Here is a 17,861-nt window from a genome sequence, read left to right on the forward strand (position 1 = left end):
GGGCAAGGGCACGGGCGCGAAGGGTGTGGGGCGGCATGACACGGGCGACGGCACGGCGGCGGGTGGTCCGGCTGCGCGGCGCGGAGCGCTCCCCGCGCCCGGACGCGCTGGCGGCGGAGGAGCCGCTGGAGATCCGGATCGGCGGCGAGGCGCTGACCGTCACCATGCGCACCCCGGGCGACGACTTCGACCTGGTGGCCGGCTTCCTGGTCGGCGAGGGACTGCTGCACCGGCGCGACCAGCTGGCGGCGCTGCGGTACTGCGCGGGGACGGACGCTGACGGGCAGAACACCTACAACGTGGTCGACGCCACCCTGCGCGGCGCCGACAGCCTCCCGCTCTCCGCCCACCGCAACCTGCTCACCACCAGCGCCTGCGGGCTGTGCGGGCGGGACACGGTGGACGCCGTCCGCACCCATGTGCGGTTCAAGCCCGCCGACGACCCGCTCACCGTCCGCCCCGAGCTGCTCTACCGGCTGCCCGACGCGCTGCGCGCCGCCCAGCGCACCTTCGACTCGACCGGCGGGCTGCACGCCGCCGGCCTCTTCACGGCGGCCGGCGAGCTGCTCTGCGCCCGCGAGGACGTCGGGCGGCACAACGCGGTGGACAAGGTGATCGGCTGGGCGCTGCGCGAGGACCGGCTGCCGCTCACCGGGCACCTGCTGCTGGTCAGCGGCCGGGCCTCGTTCGAGCTGACCCAGAAGGCGGCGCTGGCCGGGCTGCCGCTGCTGGCGGCGGTCTCGGCGCCCTCCTCGCTGGCCGCCGACCTCGCCGAGGAGCTGGGGCTGACCCTGGTCGGCTTCCTGCGCGGGGAGAGCGCGAACGTGTACACCCGGGCGGACCGGATCACGGGGGACGGGGGCGCCGCGGAGCAGATCAGCACGGAGCAGATCAGCGCGGACCGGATCACCGCGGACCGGATCACCGCGGACTCGTCAGCCAAGTCGACCATCGACCACCGCACCTGACGCCCCCTCACCCCGGCGGCGGCGAGGCCGGCCCCGAGAGCGCCACCGCGACCAGCGTCCGCAACGCCGCGGCGACCTGCCCCAGCGGCAGCGTGGCGTCGTCGGCGAAGAGCTCGACCAGCCAGCCGCCGGCCGGGTTGGCACCGCCCGCCGCCACCATGCCGCGGTAACCGCCGACCACCAGCACCGCCTCCTCCGCCGCGTCGTTGCCCGGGGCGCCGGTCCGCAGCGCGAAGCTGCCACCGCCCACCGCGCGCCGGGTGAGCGGGTAGTGGTCGAGCTCGAAGATCGCGTCGGGTGCCTCGATCCGGGCCCGCAGGCTCTCCGCCCGGCGGGCCGCGCCCGGCGACAGGCCGCGCCCGGCCCGCGGGGTCGGGCCACTGGTCATCCGGTAGACCGCGTGCTGGGCGGTGTGCATCAGGCGCGAGCCCGGCGGTACGTAGGAGATCCACCAGGCGACCGCGTCCAGCAGCCGGGTCGCCGTCTCCGCGACGGTGGCCAGCCGCCCCAGGGTGTCGGCCGGATGGTGCACCCGCGGCCCGTTCTCCTGGTCCAGCGCGGCCAGCACCACGGTGAGCAACTGCCCGGGGTCGGCGCTGTGCGCGGCGCCGCGGAACCGGCGGCGGTCCCCGTGCGGGCCACGCGCCACCCCGGCCGCGCGGCCGCGGGCGTCGGAGCTGCGGTGGTGCGGGTCGGCGGCGTCCGCGAGCAGCACCGTCGGGTCCGGCGTCAGACCGGGCCCGTGGCTGCGCCCGGCCACCACCGGGTGCGCGGCCCGGGCGGCCTTGGCCCGGTACTGGGCCGCGTCGGCGAGCCGGAAGAGCCGGTCGGAGGTGGTGACAGGGCCGATCGAGTCGCCGGTCGAGGCGATCCCGCAGGCCACCCCCTCCCCGTCGGCCAACTGCAGCGCCTTCGCGCACAGCTCCTCGGCCACCGCCACCACCTCGTCCGCCTTCTGCCCCTGCGCCAGCAGGCAGAACTCGTCCCCGCCGAGGCGGGCGGCCAGGGAGCCCGGCAGCTTGGCACCGGCCATCGAGAGCTGCCCGGCGAAACGTTCCAGCAGCCGGTCGCCCATCTCGTGGCCGTGCAGGTCGTTGATCCGCTTCAGCCCGTTGACGTCGCAGACCACCAGCGTGACCACGGTGTTGTCCCGGTTGTGGTCGGCCAGCGCGCTCTCCAGCCGGGCGTCCACCGCGCGCCGGTTCGCCAGCCCGGTGAGCGGGTCGGTGAAGGCCAGCCGGCGCAGGTCGGCCAGCCGCTCGGTCTGCGCCAGGCCGGCCGAGATCTGGGCCGCCAGCAGGGTCGCGTACTGCGCGTCCGCCTCGGTGAAGAGCGGCAGTTCGGCGCCGCGGGCCAGGTAGAGCTCACCCCAGGCCTGCCCGTGCAGCACGATCGGCGCCACCAGGCAGCAGGTCCGCCCGCGCCGGCGCAGTCCGGCGGCGCGTTGCTGGCAGAACGCGCCGGCGCCCGGGTGCGCGTACCCGCCGTAGCCGGCGTGCTCGGCCGGGACCAGGTCCTCCGCCGTCTGCACCCAGGCCCTGGGCAGCCGCCCGGTGCTCCAGTGCTCATCCAGGTAGGTGACGATCTCCGGGAAGTCGGCCACCGGATACGACTCGTCCTCGGGGATCTCCTCCTCGCCGGCCGCCAGCTGACCGTGGTTGACCAGCACCCGCAGCCGCCCGGACTCGCGGTCCCAGACCGAGACGGCGGCCATGGTCGCCTCCAGCGCGCCGGTGGCCCGCACGGCGGCGGCCCGCACGGCCTCCAGCGCGCTCTGCGCGCCGGCCATGTCCTGGGCCAGCTCGACCACCGCCTGTAGCCGGCGGTCCAGGCCGATGGCCGTCACCTGGTCCAGCCGCTCGGCCCGCTCCTCGGCGTCCGCGCCGCTCCCGCTCCCCCGGTCGCCCCCGTCGCCGTGGGCGCCGCTCCGGTCGCCCCCGAGGCCGCCGGTGTCTCCCAGCTCCGCCATCACCTGCGCACCGCCCACGTTCACCCCTGCCGCTGAATCCGGTACTCCCGCGTTCGGGACCAGACTAGGAGGGATTGCCGAGGATATGCCCGGTTTACCGGAAATGCCCGGAATCCACGCGATTGAGCTGCTATCGTGCCGACTTTGCCCGGCGCTACCGTGCCGGCTTCGCCCGGCGGCTCAGCAGCCACGGCTCGACCAGCCCGAGCCCGCGCACCGGGCGGCGCCACATCGCCTGCAGCTGGAAGCGCGGCGCCCCCGCCGCGCCCGCCGCGCGACCCATCGAGCCCAGCGGCACCCCGGAGTGCGCCGCGAGCGCGTCCGCCAGCTGCGCCTGGGTACTGCCCGTCCCGTCCGCCGCGCCCTGCGCGGCCGCCCCGGCCTGCTCCAGCGCCGCCGCGAACTCCCCGTCGATCAGCACGGCGTCCCGCTGCGCGATCGAGGTGAGCCGGCTGGCCAGGTTGACGGTGGTGCCGAAGACGTCGCCCATCCGCGAGGTGACCGTGCCGAACGCCATGCCGACCCGCAGGGCCGGGATGTTCTCCTCGTCGGTCAGCGTCTCCACCAGGCTGAGCGCGATCTCGGCCGCCGTCACCGGGTCCTCGGAGACGAAGAGGATCTCGTCGCCCAGGGTCTTGATCAGCCGCCCGCCCTGACCGGCGATCAGGTCGGCGCAGGTGGACTCGAAGGTCTCCACCAGCTCGCCGAGCTCCTCCTCCTCCAGTCGCCGGGACAGCCGGGTGAAGCCGACCAGGTCGGCGAAGCCCACCGCGAGCCGGCCGCTGGTGATCTCGGTGTCCTCGGCCGCCTGCACCACCCGTCCGGTGACGGCGGCCAGCTGCCGGCGCCAGACGTAGATCAGGAACTGCTCCAGTTCCGGCAGCAGCAGCTCGACCAGCGGGTAGGCCACCTCGGCCCTGGTCAGCCCCGGTTCGGCGGCCTGGGTCAGGTTCTCCAGGAAGGTGTCCATCTGCCAGCCGGCCAGCCGGGCGGTGGTCTGGCCGGTGGAGCGGGCCACCTGGATCGCCATCGACTCGTTGATCAGCCCGGACTCCACCAGACCGGCCAGCCGGCGCAGCGCGATCACGTCGCCGTCGTTGAGCGCCCGCTGCTGGCCGATGTCGGGGAAGCCCATCGCACGCCAGAACCGGGTGGCCAGCTCCATCGGCACCTCGGCGGTGCGGGCCGCCTGATACGGGGTGTACCGGCGCGGCGCCCCGAGGATCAGCTCCTCCAGGTCGAGCGCGACGGTGTGGTCCGCCTCGTCGGGGCCGTCACCGCCCCGCGCGATGTCGTCCGGCCCGAGCCCGCCGTCGTCCTCTGCCACCGGTCCGTCCCCGTGCGGTCGCCGCACTTGCCGTTGAGTTCCCGTCCTTCGTGAGGCACTCCGCCGCCCGGGGACGTGGCGCGCCTCACACCGTTGCCAGGTGGAATGGTCGCACGGAATTCGCCGATCCGGGGCATCCGGACCTGACGAACCCGCGTCGCGACGCCGTCGAACCGGTGCTCAGCCGGTGCGCGGCTGGGGTCGCAGATGCACCACGTCGCCCGCGCCGACCGACTGCCGCGCGCCGTCCACGCCGCGCACCACCAGGCGCCCGTCGGCGTCCAGCGCGACCGCCTCGCCGCGCAGTTCACGCTCCCCGGGCAGTTGCACCACGACCTGGCGCCCCAGCGTGGTGCAACGCCGGGTGTAGGCCGCCAGCAGCCCGCTGGTCTGCGGGTCGCCGGCCGCCCCCTGCCACTCGCCGTACAGCTCGGCGAACTCGCGCAGCAGCGCGCGCAGCAGGGTGGTGCGGTCGGTGACCTCGGCGCCGACCAGCGCGAGCGAGGTGGCGGTGGGCACCGGCAGCTCCTCCTCGCGCAGCGACACGTTCAGCCCCAGGCCCGCGACCACGGCCTCGCCGGTCAGCTCGGTGAGGATGCCGCCGATCTTGCGCTCCTCGCCCGCGTGCTCGACCTGTAGGTCGTTGGGCCACTTCAGGCCGACCTCCACCCCGGCCACCCGGTGCAGCGTGGCGGCCGCCGAGACGCCGACCAGGATCGGCAGCCAGCCCAGCCGCTCGCGCGGCACGGTGGGACGCAGCAGCAGCGACAGGAAGAGGCCGGACCGGGCCGGGGCGCTCCACCTGCGGTCCAGCCGGCCGCGCCCGGCGTTCTGCCGCTCGGCGATCAGCACCGCGCCCTCGGCGGCGCCGTCCCTGGCCCGGGCGGTCAGGTCGCTGTTGGTGGAGCCGGTCTCCTCGACCACGTCGAGCGCGGTCCACAGGCCACCGGGCAGCAGCAGGTCGTGGCGCAGCACGGCGGCGTCCAGCGGCGGGCGGTCGAGGTCGGTCCAGGGTGACGGGCCGTCGTGGCCGAAACCACGCAGTCCGCTGCGGCGGGGACGATCTGGCTCGGTCATGGCCCTAGCGTATGGGGGGCGAACGGGCCGGCCCCAGGCCGACCCATCGTCCCGCAGAAACGCTGATTAACACACTGTGTCGCTGGCCATAACGCGAAGGGCGCGGGGCTGGCTACGCTACCGGACGGTAGTCCTCGGCATCGTCCGGTTCGGACTCCCCCACCCTCCAACGCGCCTCTCACGTGAGGAACTCCACGGGATGACCGACGTGCCCACCGACCAGTCGCTGGACCCGCACACCACCGCCGGCAAGCTCGCCGACCTGCGCCGCAGGATCGACGAGGCGGTGCACTCCGGCTCCGCCGCGGCGGTCGAGAAGCAGCACGCCAAGGGCAAGCTGACAGCCCGTGAGCGGGTTCTCGAACTGCTCGACGAGGACTCCTTCGTGGAGTTCGACGAATTCGCCCGGCACCGCTCGATCAACTTCGGCCAGCAGAAGAACCGGCCGTACGGCGACGGCGTGGTCACCGGCTACGGCACCGTGGACGGCCGTCAGGTCGCCGTCTTCGCCCAGGACTTCACCGTCTTCGGCGGCTCGCTCGGCGAGGTGTTCGGCGAGAAGATCGTCAAGGTGATGGACTTCGCGCTGAAGACCGGCTGCCCGGTGATCGGCATCAACGACTCCGGCGGCGCCCGGATCCAGGAGGGCGTGGTCTCGCTCGGCCTGTACGGCGAGATCTTCCGCCGCAACGTGCACGCCTCCGGGGTGATCCCGCAGATCTCGCTGATCCTGGGCCCGTGCGCGGGCGGCGCGGTCTACTCGCCGGCGATCACCGACTTCGTGGTGATGGCGGACCAGACCTCGCACATGTTCATCACAGGGCCCGACGTGATCAAGACGGTGACCGGCGAGGACGTCGGCATGGAGGAGTTGGGCGGCGCCCGCTCGCACAACACCAAGTCCGGCAACGCGCACTACCTGGCCGCGGACGAGAAGGAGGCGATCGAGTACGTCAAGAGCCTGCTCTCGTACCTGCCCTCCAACAACCTGAGCGACCCGCCCGGCTTCCCCGAGGAAGCGGACCTCACGGTGACCGAGCAGGACCTCGAACTCGACACGCTCGTGCCGGACTCGGCGAACCAGCCGTACGACATGCACACCGTGATCGAGCACATCCTGGACGACGGCGAGTTCCTGGAGACCCAGCCGCTGTACGCCCGCAACATCATCACCGGCTTCGGCCGGGTCGAGGGCCAGCCGGTGGGCGTCGTCGGCAACCAGCCGCTGGACCTGGCCGGCTGCCTGGACATCGCGGCCAGCGAGAAGGCCGCGCGCTTCGTGCGGACCTGCGACAGCTTCAACATCCCGGTGCTCACCTTCGTGGACGTGCCCGGCTTCCTGCCGGGCACCGGCCAGGAGTGGGACGGCATCATCCGGCGCGGCGCCAAGCTGATCTACGCCTACGCCGAGGCCACCGTGCCGCTGATCACCGTGATCACCCGCAAGGCCTTCGGCGGCGCCTACGACGTGATGGGTTCCAAGCACCTGGGCGCCGACCTGAACCTGGCCTGGCCCACCGCGCAGATCGCCGTGATGGGCGCCCAGGGCGCGGCCAACATCGTCTACCGGCGCGAGCTGGCCGACGCCGCGGCCGCCGGCGCCGACGTGGACGCCCGCCGGGCCGAGCTGGTCGCCGAGTACGAGGACACCCTGCTCAACCCGTACCTCGCCGCCGAGCGCGGCTACGTGGACGCGGTGGTCGCGCCCTCCGAGACCCGCCGGCACATCGTGCGCGGGCTGCGGGCGCTGCGCGGCAAGCGCGAGGTGCTGCCGCCCAAGAAGCACGGGAACATCCCTCTGTAGGGCTCGCCCCACCTCCCCGCCGAGCGACTGGGCTGCGACGCAGCGGAGGGTGGGGGTGGCCGAGGAACGAGGCCGCACCCGCCCGCAGCGCAGGAGCAGCCCACCAAGCGGCCCTGTGAACGGAAAGGACCCGATGATGCCCCCCATCCAGGTGCTGCACGGGCAGCCGACCCCCGAGGAGCTGGCCACCGTCCTGGCGGTGGTCCAAGCCCGGGCCGCCGCCGGCGCGGCCGCCGCCGAGGCGGCGCGTCGCTCGGCGAGCGGCCCGGCCTCCCCGTGGACCGACCCCGCCCGGCGCGTCCGCGCCACCCCCCGCCCCGGCGCCCACGCCTGGCGGACCTCCGGTTGGGCCCACTGACCGACCGGCCGGCGTAGGGCCGCGCTCCGCTGCCCTACGCTGGCCCGCATGACCGATCGCCGTACCCTCGTGCTCGCCTCCGCCTCCCCCGCCCGGCTCGGGCTGCTCCGCCAGGCCGGGTTGGACCCCCGGGTGATCGTCAGCGGAGTGGACGAGGACGCGCTGAGCGCCGCCACCCCCGCCGAGCTGGCCCTGGTGCTCGCCGAGGCCAAGGCCGCCGCGGTGGCCGCCGACCTGACCGAGGGCGAGCTGGTGATCGGCTGCGACTCGGTCCTCGAACTCGACGGGCAGGCGCTCGGCAAGCCCGCCGACGCCGCCGACGCGCTGGCCCGCTGGCGCTCGATGCGCGGGCGCAGCGGCGTGCTGCGGACCGGGCACTGCGTGATCGACTCCGCGAACGGCCGCCAGGTGTCGGCCACCGCCTCCACCACCGTGCACTTCGCCGAGCCCGACGACGCCGAGCTCGAGGCCTACGTGGCCAGCGGCGAACCGCTGCACGTGGCCGGGGCGTTCACCCTGGACGGGCGCTCGGCCCCGTTCGTCCGCGGGATCGAGGGCGACCACGGCAACGTGATCGGCCTGTCGCTGCCGCTGCTGCGCACCCTGCTGGCCGATCTAGGGGTGCGGATCACCGATCTCTGGGGTTGAACCATGGGCCCCTACGCCACCGCGCCGCTAGGCTGGCGCCGCCAGTCAAGGGGGAGGTCGGTGGCGATGACGGACCAGCTGTTGAACATCATGATCGGCCTGCTCACCAGTGCGATCGGCGCCGGCCTCGGCTGGCTGGCCCAGTCGCTGCGCCGCCGCCGGCGGACCGAGCGGCGCCGGGCCTTCTTCGGCATGCCCGCGGGCACCGACTGCCTGCTGGTGGTCAACCGGCAGGCCAGCGCGAAGACGACCAGCGTGCACCGCGACGACGTCTCCGCGCTGATGGAGCTGGCCGTACTGGTGAACTCCTGCGGTGCCCGACCGCAGATCATGGCGCACGACGAGGTCCGCCAAGGCCTCGGTGACAAGGCCGAGTTCTGCGTCGGCGGCCCGAGCAGCAACGACCGGACGGCGGCGCACCTGGGCTGGCGGCTGCCGGGCGTGCGCTTCGACCACGAGCGGGACGGCGCCGGGGCTGCGAACCACACGATCGTGGTCGGCGAGCAGGAGTTCCACCTGGTTCACGACAGCCGGGACGCCCCCGGCTGGAGCTACGCCCTGCTGGCCAGGCTCGACCCGGGCGGCGGCGGTCGGCCGGTCTTCCTGATATCCGGTCAGGTCGCCATCGCCAACCACGCCGCGGTCCGCTATCTGGTCTCGCACGAGCGGCAGTTGACCCGGCGCCACGGCGCGCACGGGACCTTCGCACTGATCCTTCGGGTGGTCAACCCGACCAGCTACGGCCCGGACGTGGTCGAGCAGTTCGCCGACGTCACCAGCGCCGCCGCGGCGCCGGCCGCCGGCAGCGGGAGCGCCGGATGACCCCGCCCTGTGGTGAACGCCACGGCCCCGCCGGCCGGCCGCCCGGGCGGTCGAGACTCCCGCTAGCAACCGGGCGTACCGTTGCCACCTGCGGCCCTCCCGCTCCGTGCGCACATGATCACGATGTGCGTCACGCTCCGTGTGGGCAAGCTCACCACCAGGGGCTACTCGCCGGTACCACCTCCTGATCCCTAAACTCCATCGAGGTTCAAGAAGGGAGCCACAGTGCGCAAGGTGCTCATCGCCAACCGCGGAGAAATCGCCGTCCGCGTCGCCAGGGCCTGCTCGGATGCTGGAATCGCCAGTGTCGCCGTCTACGCCGAGCCCGACCGGGACGCGCTGCACGTCCGCGCGGCCGACGAGGCCTACGCTCTCGGCGGCGACACCCCCGCGACCAGCTACCTGGACATCGCCAAGGTCCTCAAGGCCGCCGCGGACTCGGGTGCGGACGCCATCCACCCCGGCTACGGCTTCCTGTCGGAGAACGCCGACTTCGCCCAGGCCGTCATCGACGCCGGGCTGACCTGGATCGGCCCGCCGCCGCAGGCCATCCGCGACCTCGGCGACAAGGTCACCGCCCGGCACGTCGCCCAGCGCGCCGGCGCGCCGCTGGTGGCCGGCACCCCGGACCCGGTCGCCGGGCCCGACGAGGTCATCGCCTTCGCGACCGAGCACGGCCTGCCGGTCGCCATCAAGGCGGCCTTCGGCGGCGGCGGGCGCGGCCTCAAGGTCGCCCGCACGCTGGAGGAGATCCCGGAGCTGTTCGAGTCCGCGGTCCGCGAGGCCGTCGCCGCCTTCGGGCGCGGCGAGTGCTTCGTCGAGCGCTACCTGGACAACCCGCGGCACGTCGAGACCCAGTGCCTGGCCGACCAGCACGGCAACGTGGTGGTCGTCTCCACCCGTGACTGCTCGCTGCAGCGCCGCCACCAGAAGCTGGTCGAGGAGGCGCCCGCGCCGTTCCTGACCGAGGAGCAGAACGCCGAGCTGTACCGGGCGTCCAAGGCGATCCTGCGCGAGGCCGGCTATGTCGGCGCCGGGACCTGCGAGTTCCTGGTCGCCCAGGACGGGCTGATCTCCTTCCTGGAGGTCAACACCCGCCTGCAGGTCGAGCACCCGGTGACCGAGGAGGTCACCGGCATCGACCTGGTCCGCGAGATGTTCCGGATCGCCGACGGCGAGGAACTCGGCTACGACGACCCCGCCATCCGCGCGCACTCCTTCGAGTTCCGGATCAACGGCGAGGACCCGGGCCGCGGCTTCCTGCCCGCGCCCGGCACGGTGACGCTCTTCGCGCCGCCGTCGGGCCCCGGCGTGCGGCTGGACGCGGGCGTGGAGACCGGCTCGGTGATCGGCCCCGCCTGGGACTCGCTGCTCGCCAAGCTGATCGTCACCGGCCGCGACCGCAAGCAGGCCCTGGAGCGGGCCAAGCGCGCGCTGGCCGAGTTCAAGGTCGAGGGCATGGCCACCGCCATCCCGTTCCACCAGGCGGTCGTCGCCGACCCGGCGTTCGCGCCGGAGACGCACGGCTCCGAGGGCCCGTTCAGCATCTACACCCGCTGGATCGAGACCGAGTTCGACAACACCATCCCGCCGTTCACCGGCGGCGCGGCCGAGGGCGAGGAGCCGGACGGCCGGGAGACCGTGGTGGTCGAGGTCGGCGGCAAGCGGATCGAGGTCTCGCTGCCCGCCTCGCTGGGCGTCGGCTCCGCGCCGGCCGCCGGTGCGGCCACCGCGGGCAAGGCCAAGCGCCGGGTGGGCAGCAAGAAGGCCGGCGCCGCGGTCAGCGGTGACACCCTCGCCTCGCCGATGCAGGGCACCATCGTCAAGGTCGCCGTGACGGAGGGTCAGCAGGTCGCCGAAGGCGAGCTGATCGTCGTCCTGGAGGCCATGAAGATGGAGCAGCCGCTCAACGCCCACAAGGCCGGCACCATCGTCGGCCTCAAGGCCGAGGTCGGCGCGAGCGTCAGCAGCGGCGCCGCCCTCTGCGAGATCAAGGACTGACCGGGATCAAGGACTGACCCGGAGCGCCGTCGCGGACTGACCGAGCGTCGGTCCGCGGCGCCTCGTGGCCCGCTGGTTGCTCGTCAACCGGCGGGCCACACCGCGTTCACGGCCGCCCGGCGGCCAGCGGCCGGAAGGCGTGCGTCCCAGGCCGGCGCTGACCGGGCAGCGGGGCCGCGGCGGGCTGCGGCACACCGGGAACCCGGCGGGCCACCCCTGGCGGTGGCGGCTGCGGGTGCCGGTCGGGCCCCGGAGCGGGGTGGCCCGGTGGCTCGGCGGCCAGCCCCAGCGGGGCGATCGAGATCTGCACCCCGCAGTCGGCCAACGCGTCCAGCTCGCGGGCGGTCGGGTCATGGCCCGCCGCGTGCTCGTCGGTGACCAGGCGGGTGATCGCATCCGTCGGCACGGTCTGGAACATGGTGTCGGTGCCCAGCTTGGTGTGGTCGGCCAGCACGATCACCTCCGCGGCCGACTGCACCAGCGCCCGGTCCACGCTCGCCGAGAGCATGTTGGTGGTGGAGAGCCCGCGCTCGGCGGTCAGGCCGCTGCCGGAGATGAAGGCCTTGGAGACCCGCAAGCCGTGCAGCGACTGCTCGGCGCCGCTGCCGACCAGAGCGTAGTTGGACCCGCGCAGCGTGCCGCCGGTCATCACCACCTCCACCCGGTTGGCGTGCGCGAGCGCCTGGGCGACCAGCAACGAGTTGGTCACCACCGTCAGGCCCGGGACCCGGGCCAGGCGGCGGGCCAGCTCCTGGGTGGTGGTACCGGCGCCGATCACCACCGCGTCGCCCTCGTCGACGAGCGTGGCCGCGAGGTCCGCGATCGCGCTCTTCTCGGCGGCGGCGAGGTGGGTCTTCTGCGGGTAGCCGGGTTCACGGCTGAAGCCTCCGGGGAGCACCGCGCCGCCGTGCCGGCGGTCGAGCAGCCCTTCGGCCTCCAGCGCCCGGACGTCCCGGCGGACGGTGACTTCGGAGGTCTGGACGACACGGGCCAACTCGCGGAGCGACACGGCTCCGTTGGCCCGCACCATTTCGAGGATCAACTGGCGACGTTCTGCAGCAAACACAGAACCGACGGTAACCCCCCTGACCGTCCGCTTTCAGGCGTTTGCCGCTAGTAACAGGAACTACTCACCTTCCAGCGGCGCATGACCGTACAATTCGCGCCGCCGTACCCCCGCGCACCCTCCGCCGTCAGGACGAAGCGCCCGCGCATACGGGTGAGCAGGTCAGGATTCGCTCTCCGCCCGCTTACGGATGTGCAGCTGGCGGGCCGCCTCGGCGGTGGAACCGGAGAGCGAGGGGTAGACCGTGAAGGCGCCCGCGACCTGCTCGACCGTCAAGTTGTTGTCCACCGCGAGCGAGATCGAGTGAATCAGCTCGCTCGCGCGCGGCGCGACCACCACGCCGCCCACCACGATGCCGGTGCCCGGGCGGCAGAAGAGCTTCACGAAGCCGTCCCGGATGCCCTGCATCTTGGCCCGCGGGTTGCCGCGCAGCGGCAGCTTGATCTCGACGGCGTCCATCTTTCCGCAGGAGACGTCCGCGGCGGTGTAGCCGACGGTGGCGATCTCCGGGTCGGTGAAGATGTTGGAGGCGATGGTCTTCAGGTTCAGCGGCTGCACCGCGTCGCCCAGCGCGTGGTACATCGCGATCCGGCCCTGCATCGCGGCCACCGAGGCGAGCATGAAGACGCCGGTGCAGTCGCCGGCCGCGTAGACGCCGGGGGCGCTGGTGCGCGACACCCGGTCCACCACGATCTGGCCCCAGTCGTTGAGCTTGACCCCGGCCTCCTCCAGGCCCATGCCCGCGGTGTTGGGGATCGCGCCGATCGCGATCAGGCAGTGCGTGCCGGTGATCACCCGGCCGTCCGACAGGGTCACCTCGACCCGGTCGCCCACCCGCTTGGCGCTCTCGGCGCGCAGCCGGCTCATCACGTTCATGCCGCGGCGGCGGAAGACCTCCTCCAGCACCTCGGCGGCGTCCGGGTCCTCGCCCGGCAGCACCCGGTCACGGCTGGAGACCAGGGTGACCTTGGAGCCCAGCGCCTGGTAGGCACCGGCGAACTCGGCGCCGGTGACGCCGGAGCCGACCACGATCAGCTCGCGGGGGAGCTCCTCCAGGTCGTAGACCTGCTTCCAGTTCAGGATCCGCTCGCCGTCGGGACGGGCGTCCGGCGCCTCCCTGGGGTGCACGCCGCTGGCGACCAGCACCGCGTCGGCGCGCAGCGACTGGGTGCTGCCGTCGACGGCCTCCACGAGCACCTCGCGCGAGCCGTCGGCGGCCTGGCCGCCGGAGCCGAGCCGGCCCTTGCCGCGCAGCACGGTGACGCCGGCCCGGGTGACCGACTGGGTGATGTCGTGCGACTGGGCGATCGCCAGCCGCTTGACCCGTCGGTTGACCTTGCCGAGGTCGACACTGATCGCCCGCTCGCCGCCCTCCCCCTCCGGGCGGTCGCAGGCGAGCCTGATGCCGAGCTCCTGGTAGGAGGCGTCGAAGCCGGTCATCACCTCGGCGGTCGCGATCAGCGTCTTGGACGGTACGCAGTCCGTCAGCACCGCCGCCCCACCCAGACCGTCGCGGTCGACGACGGTCACCTCCGCGCCGAGCTGGGCCGCCACCAGGGCCGCCTCGTATCCGCCGGGTCCGCCACCGATGATCACGATCCGAGTCACGTGCACCATTGTCCCGCACACCGAGTTCGAAGCGAGCACCGGCCCGTTGAATTGTCCGGATCACCGAACGGCCGCTCGAGCCGCCGGGCCCACCCGGCCTTGATCGGTTGACCAACTCCCGTAGGCTGACGCCCATGTCGCTCTACGCCGCGTACGCCACGAATCTCGACGCCCGGCAGATGAGCCGGCGCGCACCGCACTCCCCGCTGCGCGGGACCGGCTGGTTGGACGGCTGGCGGCTGACCTTCGGCGGCGAGCAGCTCGGCTGGGAGGGCTCGCTGGCCACCGTGGTCGAGGACGAGAAGGAGCAGGTCTTCGTCTCGCTCTACGACGTGGCGCCGATGGACGAGGAGGGCCTGGACCGCTGGGAGGGCCTGCAACTCGGCATCTACCGCAAGATCCGGCTGCGCGCGCACACCCTGGACGGGGAGGTGCCGGTCTGGACCTACGTGCTGAACGACTACGAGGGCGGGCTGCCGGCCGCCCGCTACCTCGGGCTGATCGCGGACGCGGCGGAGAGCGCGGGCGCGCCGGCCGACTATGTGCTGGATCTGCGGCGCCGACCCTGCTGACGGTGCGGCCCGGACGGGCGTGAACCCCTGCCGCAGGTAAAGCCCGGCAGCCACTGGCGGATCCTCCGAAGCGGGGCGCCGCGAACCGGCCGTGGCCAGTGTTTTCAGGTCAACCTGGTAACGATCCGGCATGGCGACGCGGGTATGTCTACGCGCGTAGGCATTTGTTGACTATCCTCAGTCCTGTGAACGCTTCTCCTCAGACCGCCGTGTCCGCCGACCCCTACGCCGCCGCTCAGACCGCCGCCGCCCGCCTGCGCGAGCTGACCGGTGTCGAGCAGCACGACGTCGCCCTGGTGATGGGCTCGGGCTGGGTGCCGGCCGCGGACGCCCTCGGCGAGATCGTGGCCGAGTTCCCGGTCACGGACCTCCCGGGCTTCCCCGCCCCCGCCGTCGCCGGCCACGCCGGCAAGATCCGCTCGGTGAAGATAGGCGACAAGTTCGCCCTGATCTTCCTCGGCCGCAACCACTACTACGAGGGCCACGGCGTGGCCACCGTGGTGCACGGGGTGCGCACCGCCGCCGCGGCGGGCTGCGGGACCATCGTGCTGACCAACGGCTGCGGCGGTCTGCGCGAGGGCTGGGTGCCCGGCCAGCCGGTGCTGATCAGCGACCACATCAACCTGACCGCGGACTCCCCGATCGTCGGCGCCAACTTCGTCGACCTCACCGACCTCTACTCCAAGCGGCTGCGCGAGCTCTGCCGCGAGGTGGACCCGAGCCTGGACGAGGCCGTCTACGTGCAGTTCCGCGGCCCGCACTACGAGACCCCGGCCGAGGTGCAGATGGCCCGGGTGATCGGCGGCGAGCTGGTCGGCATGTCCACCACGCTGGAGGCGATCGCCGCCCGCGAGGCCGGCGCCGAGGTGCTGGGCATCTCGCTGGTCACCAACCTGGCCGCGGGCATCACCGGCGAGCCGCTGAACCACGCCGAGGTGCTGGAGGCCGGCAAGGCCTCCGCCGAGCGGATGGGCGCGCTGCTGGCGAAGGTCCTGGAGCGGATCTGACCCCCGCCCCTCGCAGACCCGGCCCGGGCGCTCCCCCGCTGCTAACGGGGTGCCCGGGCCGCTCCCGTTTCCCGCGTTCCACCCGTTCCACCCGTTCCACCCGTCCCACCGTTCGGCCCGTTCCCCTCGTTCCCCGCGTTCCCCTCGTTTCGCAGACCGACCCCCTACCGGATACCGGAGTAGGCGACCCATGGCTCAGGACAGCACCACCGACCTCCTCGCCCGCGCCCGCCAGTGGCTGGCCGAGGACCCCGACGCCGAGACCCGCGAGGAGCTGGCCGCGCTGCTGGCCACCGTCGAGCAGGGCGAGGCGAGCGCACTGGCCGAGCTGGCCGAGCGGTTCGCCGACCGGCTGCAGTTCGGCACCGCCGGCCTGCGCGGCGAGCTGGGCGCGGGTCCGATGCGGATGAACCGCGCGGTCGTCATCCGGGCCGCCGCCGGCCTGGCCGCCCACGTACGGGCAGCCGGGGCGGGCGACCTGGTGGTGGTCGGCTACGACGCCCGCCACAAGTCCTACGACTTCGCCCGTGACACCGCCGCGGTGATGGTCGGCGCCGGCCTGCGCGCCGCGCTGCTGCCGAGCGCGCTACCCACCCCGGTGCTCGCCTTCGCGATCCGCCACCTGGGCGCGGCAGCCGGTGTGATGGTGACGGCCAGTCACAACCCGCCGCGCGACAACGGCTACAAGGTCTACCTCGGCGACGGCTCGCAGATCGTGCCGCCGGCCGACTCCGAGATCGCCGCCGAGATCGACGCGGTGGCCTCGCTGCACGACGTGCCGCTGGCCGCGACCGGCTGGCAGGTGCTCGGCGAGGACGTGCTGGACGCCTACCTGGCCCGCGCCGTCACCGTGGTCGACCCCGCCGGGCCGCGCGAGCTGGAGGTGGTCTACACCCCGATGCACGGCGTGGGCCGCGACACCCTGCTGGCCGCGTTCAAGCAGGCCGGCTTCCCGGCCCCGACCGTGGTCGCCGAACAGGCCGAGCCGGACCCGGAGTTCCCCACCGTCGCGTTCCCCAACCCGGAGGAGCCGGGCGCGATGGACCTGGCCTTCCGCACCGCCGCCGAGCACGCCCCCGACCTGGTGATCGCCAACGACCCGGACGCGGACCGCTGCGCGGTGGCGGTGCCGGACACGGCCGCGGCGGCGGGATGGCGGATGCTGCGCGGTGACGAGGTCGGCGCGCTGCTGGGTGCGGCGCTGGTCGCCAAGGGCGTGACGGGCACCTTCGCCACCACGATCGTCTCCGCCACCCTGCTCGGCCGGATCGCCGAGGCCGCGGGCCTGGCCTACGAGGAGACGCTGACCGGCTTCAAGTGGCTCTCGCGCACCGAGGGCCTGCGGTTCGGCTACGAGGAGGCGCTGGGCTACTGCGTCGACCCCGAGGGCGTGCGGGACAAGGACGGCATCTCCGCCGCCCTGCTGATCGCCGAGCTGGCCGCCGCGCAGAAGCGGGCCGGACGGACCCTGACCGACCTGCTGGACGAGCTGGCGCTGACCCACGGCCTGCACGCCACCGACCAGCTCTCCGCCCGGGTCGAGGACCTGTCGCTGATCGCCGACGCGATGGGCCGGCTGCGCGAGCAGCCGCCCACCGAGCTGGCCGGGCTGCTGGTGGAGCGGGCGGACGACCTGTCGGCCGGTTCGGCCGAGCTGCCGCCGACCGACGGGCTGCGGTACTACCTGGCCGGGCAGCCGGTGCGCTCGGCGCGGATCGTGGTGCGGCCCTCCGGGACCGAGCCGAAGCTGAAGTGCTACCTGGAGGTCGTGCTGCCGGTCGTCTCGGCCGCCGAGCTGCCGGCGACCCGGACGCGGGCCACCGAGCTGCTGGCCGCGCTCAAGCGGGACCTGGCGGCGGCCGCCGGGATCTGACCCGCAGCCGCTGCCCGAAGACGAGAGGGGCCCGCGACCGGTTCGGTCGCGGGCCCCTCTCGTCTGAGCTCTCAGGTGGTGGTCAGCGCCACCAGCGCGACCAGCCCCGCCAGCGTCGGCGCGATCACCCACCAGCACCAGCCGACCGTGACCTCACCCTTCGCGGTGGGACGCACCCCGTTGGTCCTGGCCTTCTCGCGCAGCAGGTCCATCACCTGGTCGGCCCAGGCCCGGTTGGAGTCCGGCGCACCGGGCACCACGGTGCGCGGCGGCTTGGGGAGCATGCCGAGCCGCGGCGTGCGCGGGCTCTCGGTGACGGCGGCCCTGGAGGCGTACCGGTTCGCCTTGTTCCGCTGGCGCAGCGAGACCGGCACCGCCCACATCTGGTACGTCTTGCCGCCGGCCAGCAACTCGGCCGAGAAGCCCGCGCGCAGCGCCTCCACCTGCGCCCACGGCACCACGATGGTGCGCAGCGGGTTGCGGACCACCACCCGGTCCTCACCGGCCGAGACCGACGGACGCAGGGTGTAGGCGATCACCGGGAAGGCGAACAGCGGGGCGCAGGCCAGCGCGATCCACGGGGTCTTGCCGCTGCTGGTCAGCATGGCGTCGACAATCAGCCAGCCGGCGATCGCGAGCAGCAGAACGCCGGAGACGATGCCGGGGGTCGAGCGGAAGACGTGATCGGCGTACTTCGGCCCGTCGGCGGGGGCGGCAGAACCCGGGTGGGGCGTGCCGGCGGTATCGGTCATGCTGCGATT

Annotated in this window: 15 protein-coding genes; 9 read left to right on the forward strand and 6 right to left on the reverse strand. The window is 73.5% G+C overall.

Going from position 1 to position 17,861, the window contains the following annotated elements; all coding sequences use genetic code 11:
- Window positions 1-35: 35 nt before the first annotated feature.
- The gene (gene fdhD / locus ABH937_RS31905) at window positions 36-968 is read left to right on the forward strand and encodes a formate dehydrogenase accessory sulfurtransferase FdhD (RefSeq protein ID WP_280693964.1); all 933 of its coding nucleotides are present in this window, start codon (window positions 36-38) and stop codon (window positions 966-968) included.
- Window positions 969-975: 7 nt separating this feature from the next.
- Here the strand turns inward: fdhD and ABH937_RS31910 are convergent, their stop codons facing one another.
- From ABH937_RS31910 to ABH937_RS31920, 3 genes are all read right to left on the reverse strand, one after another.
- Complete coding sequence (locus ABH937_RS31910; RefSeq protein WP_370146391.1) at window positions 976-2,937, reverse strand: GGDEF domain-containing protein; 1,962 nt, start codon at window positions 2,935-2,937, stop codon at window positions 976-978.
- A gap of 154 nt (window positions 2,938-3,091) precedes the next feature.
- Window positions 3,092-4,264: an adenylate/guanylate cyclase domain-containing protein gene (locus ABH937_RS31915; RefSeq protein WP_370146390.1), complete on the reverse strand. Its 1,173-nt coding sequence runs from the start codon at window positions 4,262-4,264 to the stop codon at window positions 3,092-3,094.
- Between the two features lie 180 nt (window positions 4,265-4,444).
- Complete coding sequence (locus ABH937_RS31920) at window positions 4,445-5,341, reverse strand: biotin--[acetyl-CoA-carboxylase] ligase (RefSeq protein WP_370220237.1); 897 nt, start codon at window positions 5,339-5,341, stop codon at window positions 4,445-4,447.
- Between the two features lie 199 nt (window positions 5,342-5,540).
- On the opposite strand from ABH937_RS31920, the gene ABH937_RS31925 reads away from it, so the two are divergent.
- From ABH937_RS31925 to ABH937_RS31945, 5 genes are all read left to right on the forward strand, one after another.
- Complete coding sequence (locus tag ABH937_RS31925) at window positions 5,541-7,145, forward strand: acyl-CoA carboxylase subunit beta (protein WP_370220238.1); 1,605 nt, start codon at window positions 5,541-5,543, stop codon at window positions 7,143-7,145.
- Window positions 7,146-7,278: 133 nt separating this feature from the next.
- Window positions 7,279-7,503: an acyl-CoA carboxylase subunit epsilon gene (locus tag ABH937_RS31930; protein WP_280693967.1), complete on the forward strand. Its 225-nt coding sequence runs from the start codon at window positions 7,279-7,281 to the stop codon at window positions 7,501-7,503.
- 48 nt (window positions 7,504-7,551) lie between these two features.
- Window positions 7,552-8,151 (forward strand): nucleoside triphosphate pyrophosphatase, encoded by a 600-nt coding sequence (locus ABH937_RS31935; protein WP_280693968.1) that lies wholly within the window; start codon window positions 7,552-7,554, stop codon window positions 8,149-8,151.
- 66 nt (window positions 8,152-8,217) lie between these two features.
- Window positions 8,218-8,973, forward strand: coding sequence for a hypothetical protein (locus ABH937_RS31940; protein ID WP_280693969.1), 756 nt, complete (start codon window positions 8,218-8,220; stop codon window positions 8,971-8,973).
- Between the two features lie 225 nt (window positions 8,974-9,198).
- Window positions 9,199-10,974: a biotin carboxylase N-terminal domain-containing protein gene (locus ABH937_RS31945; RefSeq protein WP_280693970.1), complete on the forward strand. Its 1,776-nt coding sequence runs from the start codon at window positions 9,199-9,201 to the stop codon at window positions 10,972-10,974.
- A 106-nt stretch (window positions 10,975-11,080) separates the two neighbouring features.
- Here the strand turns inward: ABH937_RS31945 and ABH937_RS31950 are convergent, their stop codons facing one another.
- Window positions 11,081-12,040 carry a DeoR/GlpR family DNA-binding transcription regulator gene (locus ABH937_RS31950; RefSeq protein ID WP_280693971.1) on the reverse strand — a complete coding sequence of 320 codons (960 nt, stop codon included), beginning with the start codon at window positions 12,038-12,040 and terminating at the stop codon, window positions 11,081-11,083.
- Between the two features lie 162 nt (window positions 12,041-12,202).
- Entirely contained in the window at window positions 12,203-13,657 is a 1,455-nt protein-coding gene (locus ABH937_RS31955) for an NAD(P)H-quinone dehydrogenase (RefSeq protein WP_370220240.1), read from the reverse strand.
- A gap of 125 nt (window positions 13,658-13,782) precedes the next feature.
- Here ABH937_RS31955 and ABH937_RS31960 point away from each other — a divergent pair, with 125 nt between their 5' ends.
- From ABH937_RS31960 to ABH937_RS31970, 3 genes are all read left to right on the forward strand, one after another.
- On the forward strand, window positions 13,783-14,220 hold the full coding sequence (locus tag ABH937_RS31960) for a gamma-glutamylcyclotransferase (protein WP_280693973.1): 438 nt from the start codon (window positions 13,783-13,785) through the stop codon (window positions 14,218-14,220).
- Window positions 14,221-14,405: 185 nt separating this feature from the next.
- A complete protein-coding gene (locus ABH937_RS31965) occupies window positions 14,406-15,227 on the forward strand; it encodes a purine-nucleoside phosphorylase (protein WP_280693974.1) in 822 nt (273 codons plus the stop codon).
- A gap of 190 nt (window positions 15,228-15,417) precedes the next feature.
- Window positions 15,418-17,100, forward strand: coding sequence for a phospho-sugar mutase (locus ABH937_RS31970; protein WP_370220241.1), 1,683 nt, complete (start codon window positions 15,418-15,420; stop codon window positions 17,098-17,100).
- 71 nt (window positions 17,101-17,171) lie between these two features.
- Here ABH937_RS31970 and ABH937_RS31975 read toward each other — a convergent pair whose 3' ends face one another.
- Window positions 17,172-17,852 carry a PH domain-containing protein gene (locus ABH937_RS31975; RefSeq protein WP_280693976.1) on the reverse strand — a complete coding sequence of 227 codons (681 nt, stop codon included), beginning with the start codon at window positions 17,850-17,852 and terminating at the stop codon, window positions 17,172-17,174.
- Window positions 17,853-17,861: the final 9 nt, after the last annotated feature.

The sequence above is a fragment of the Kitasatospora sp. GAS1066B genome, from assembly GCF_041262605.1.
In the GTDB taxonomy this organism is placed as follows: Bacteria; Actinomycetota; Actinomycetes; order Streptomycetales; family Streptomycetaceae; genus Kitasatospora.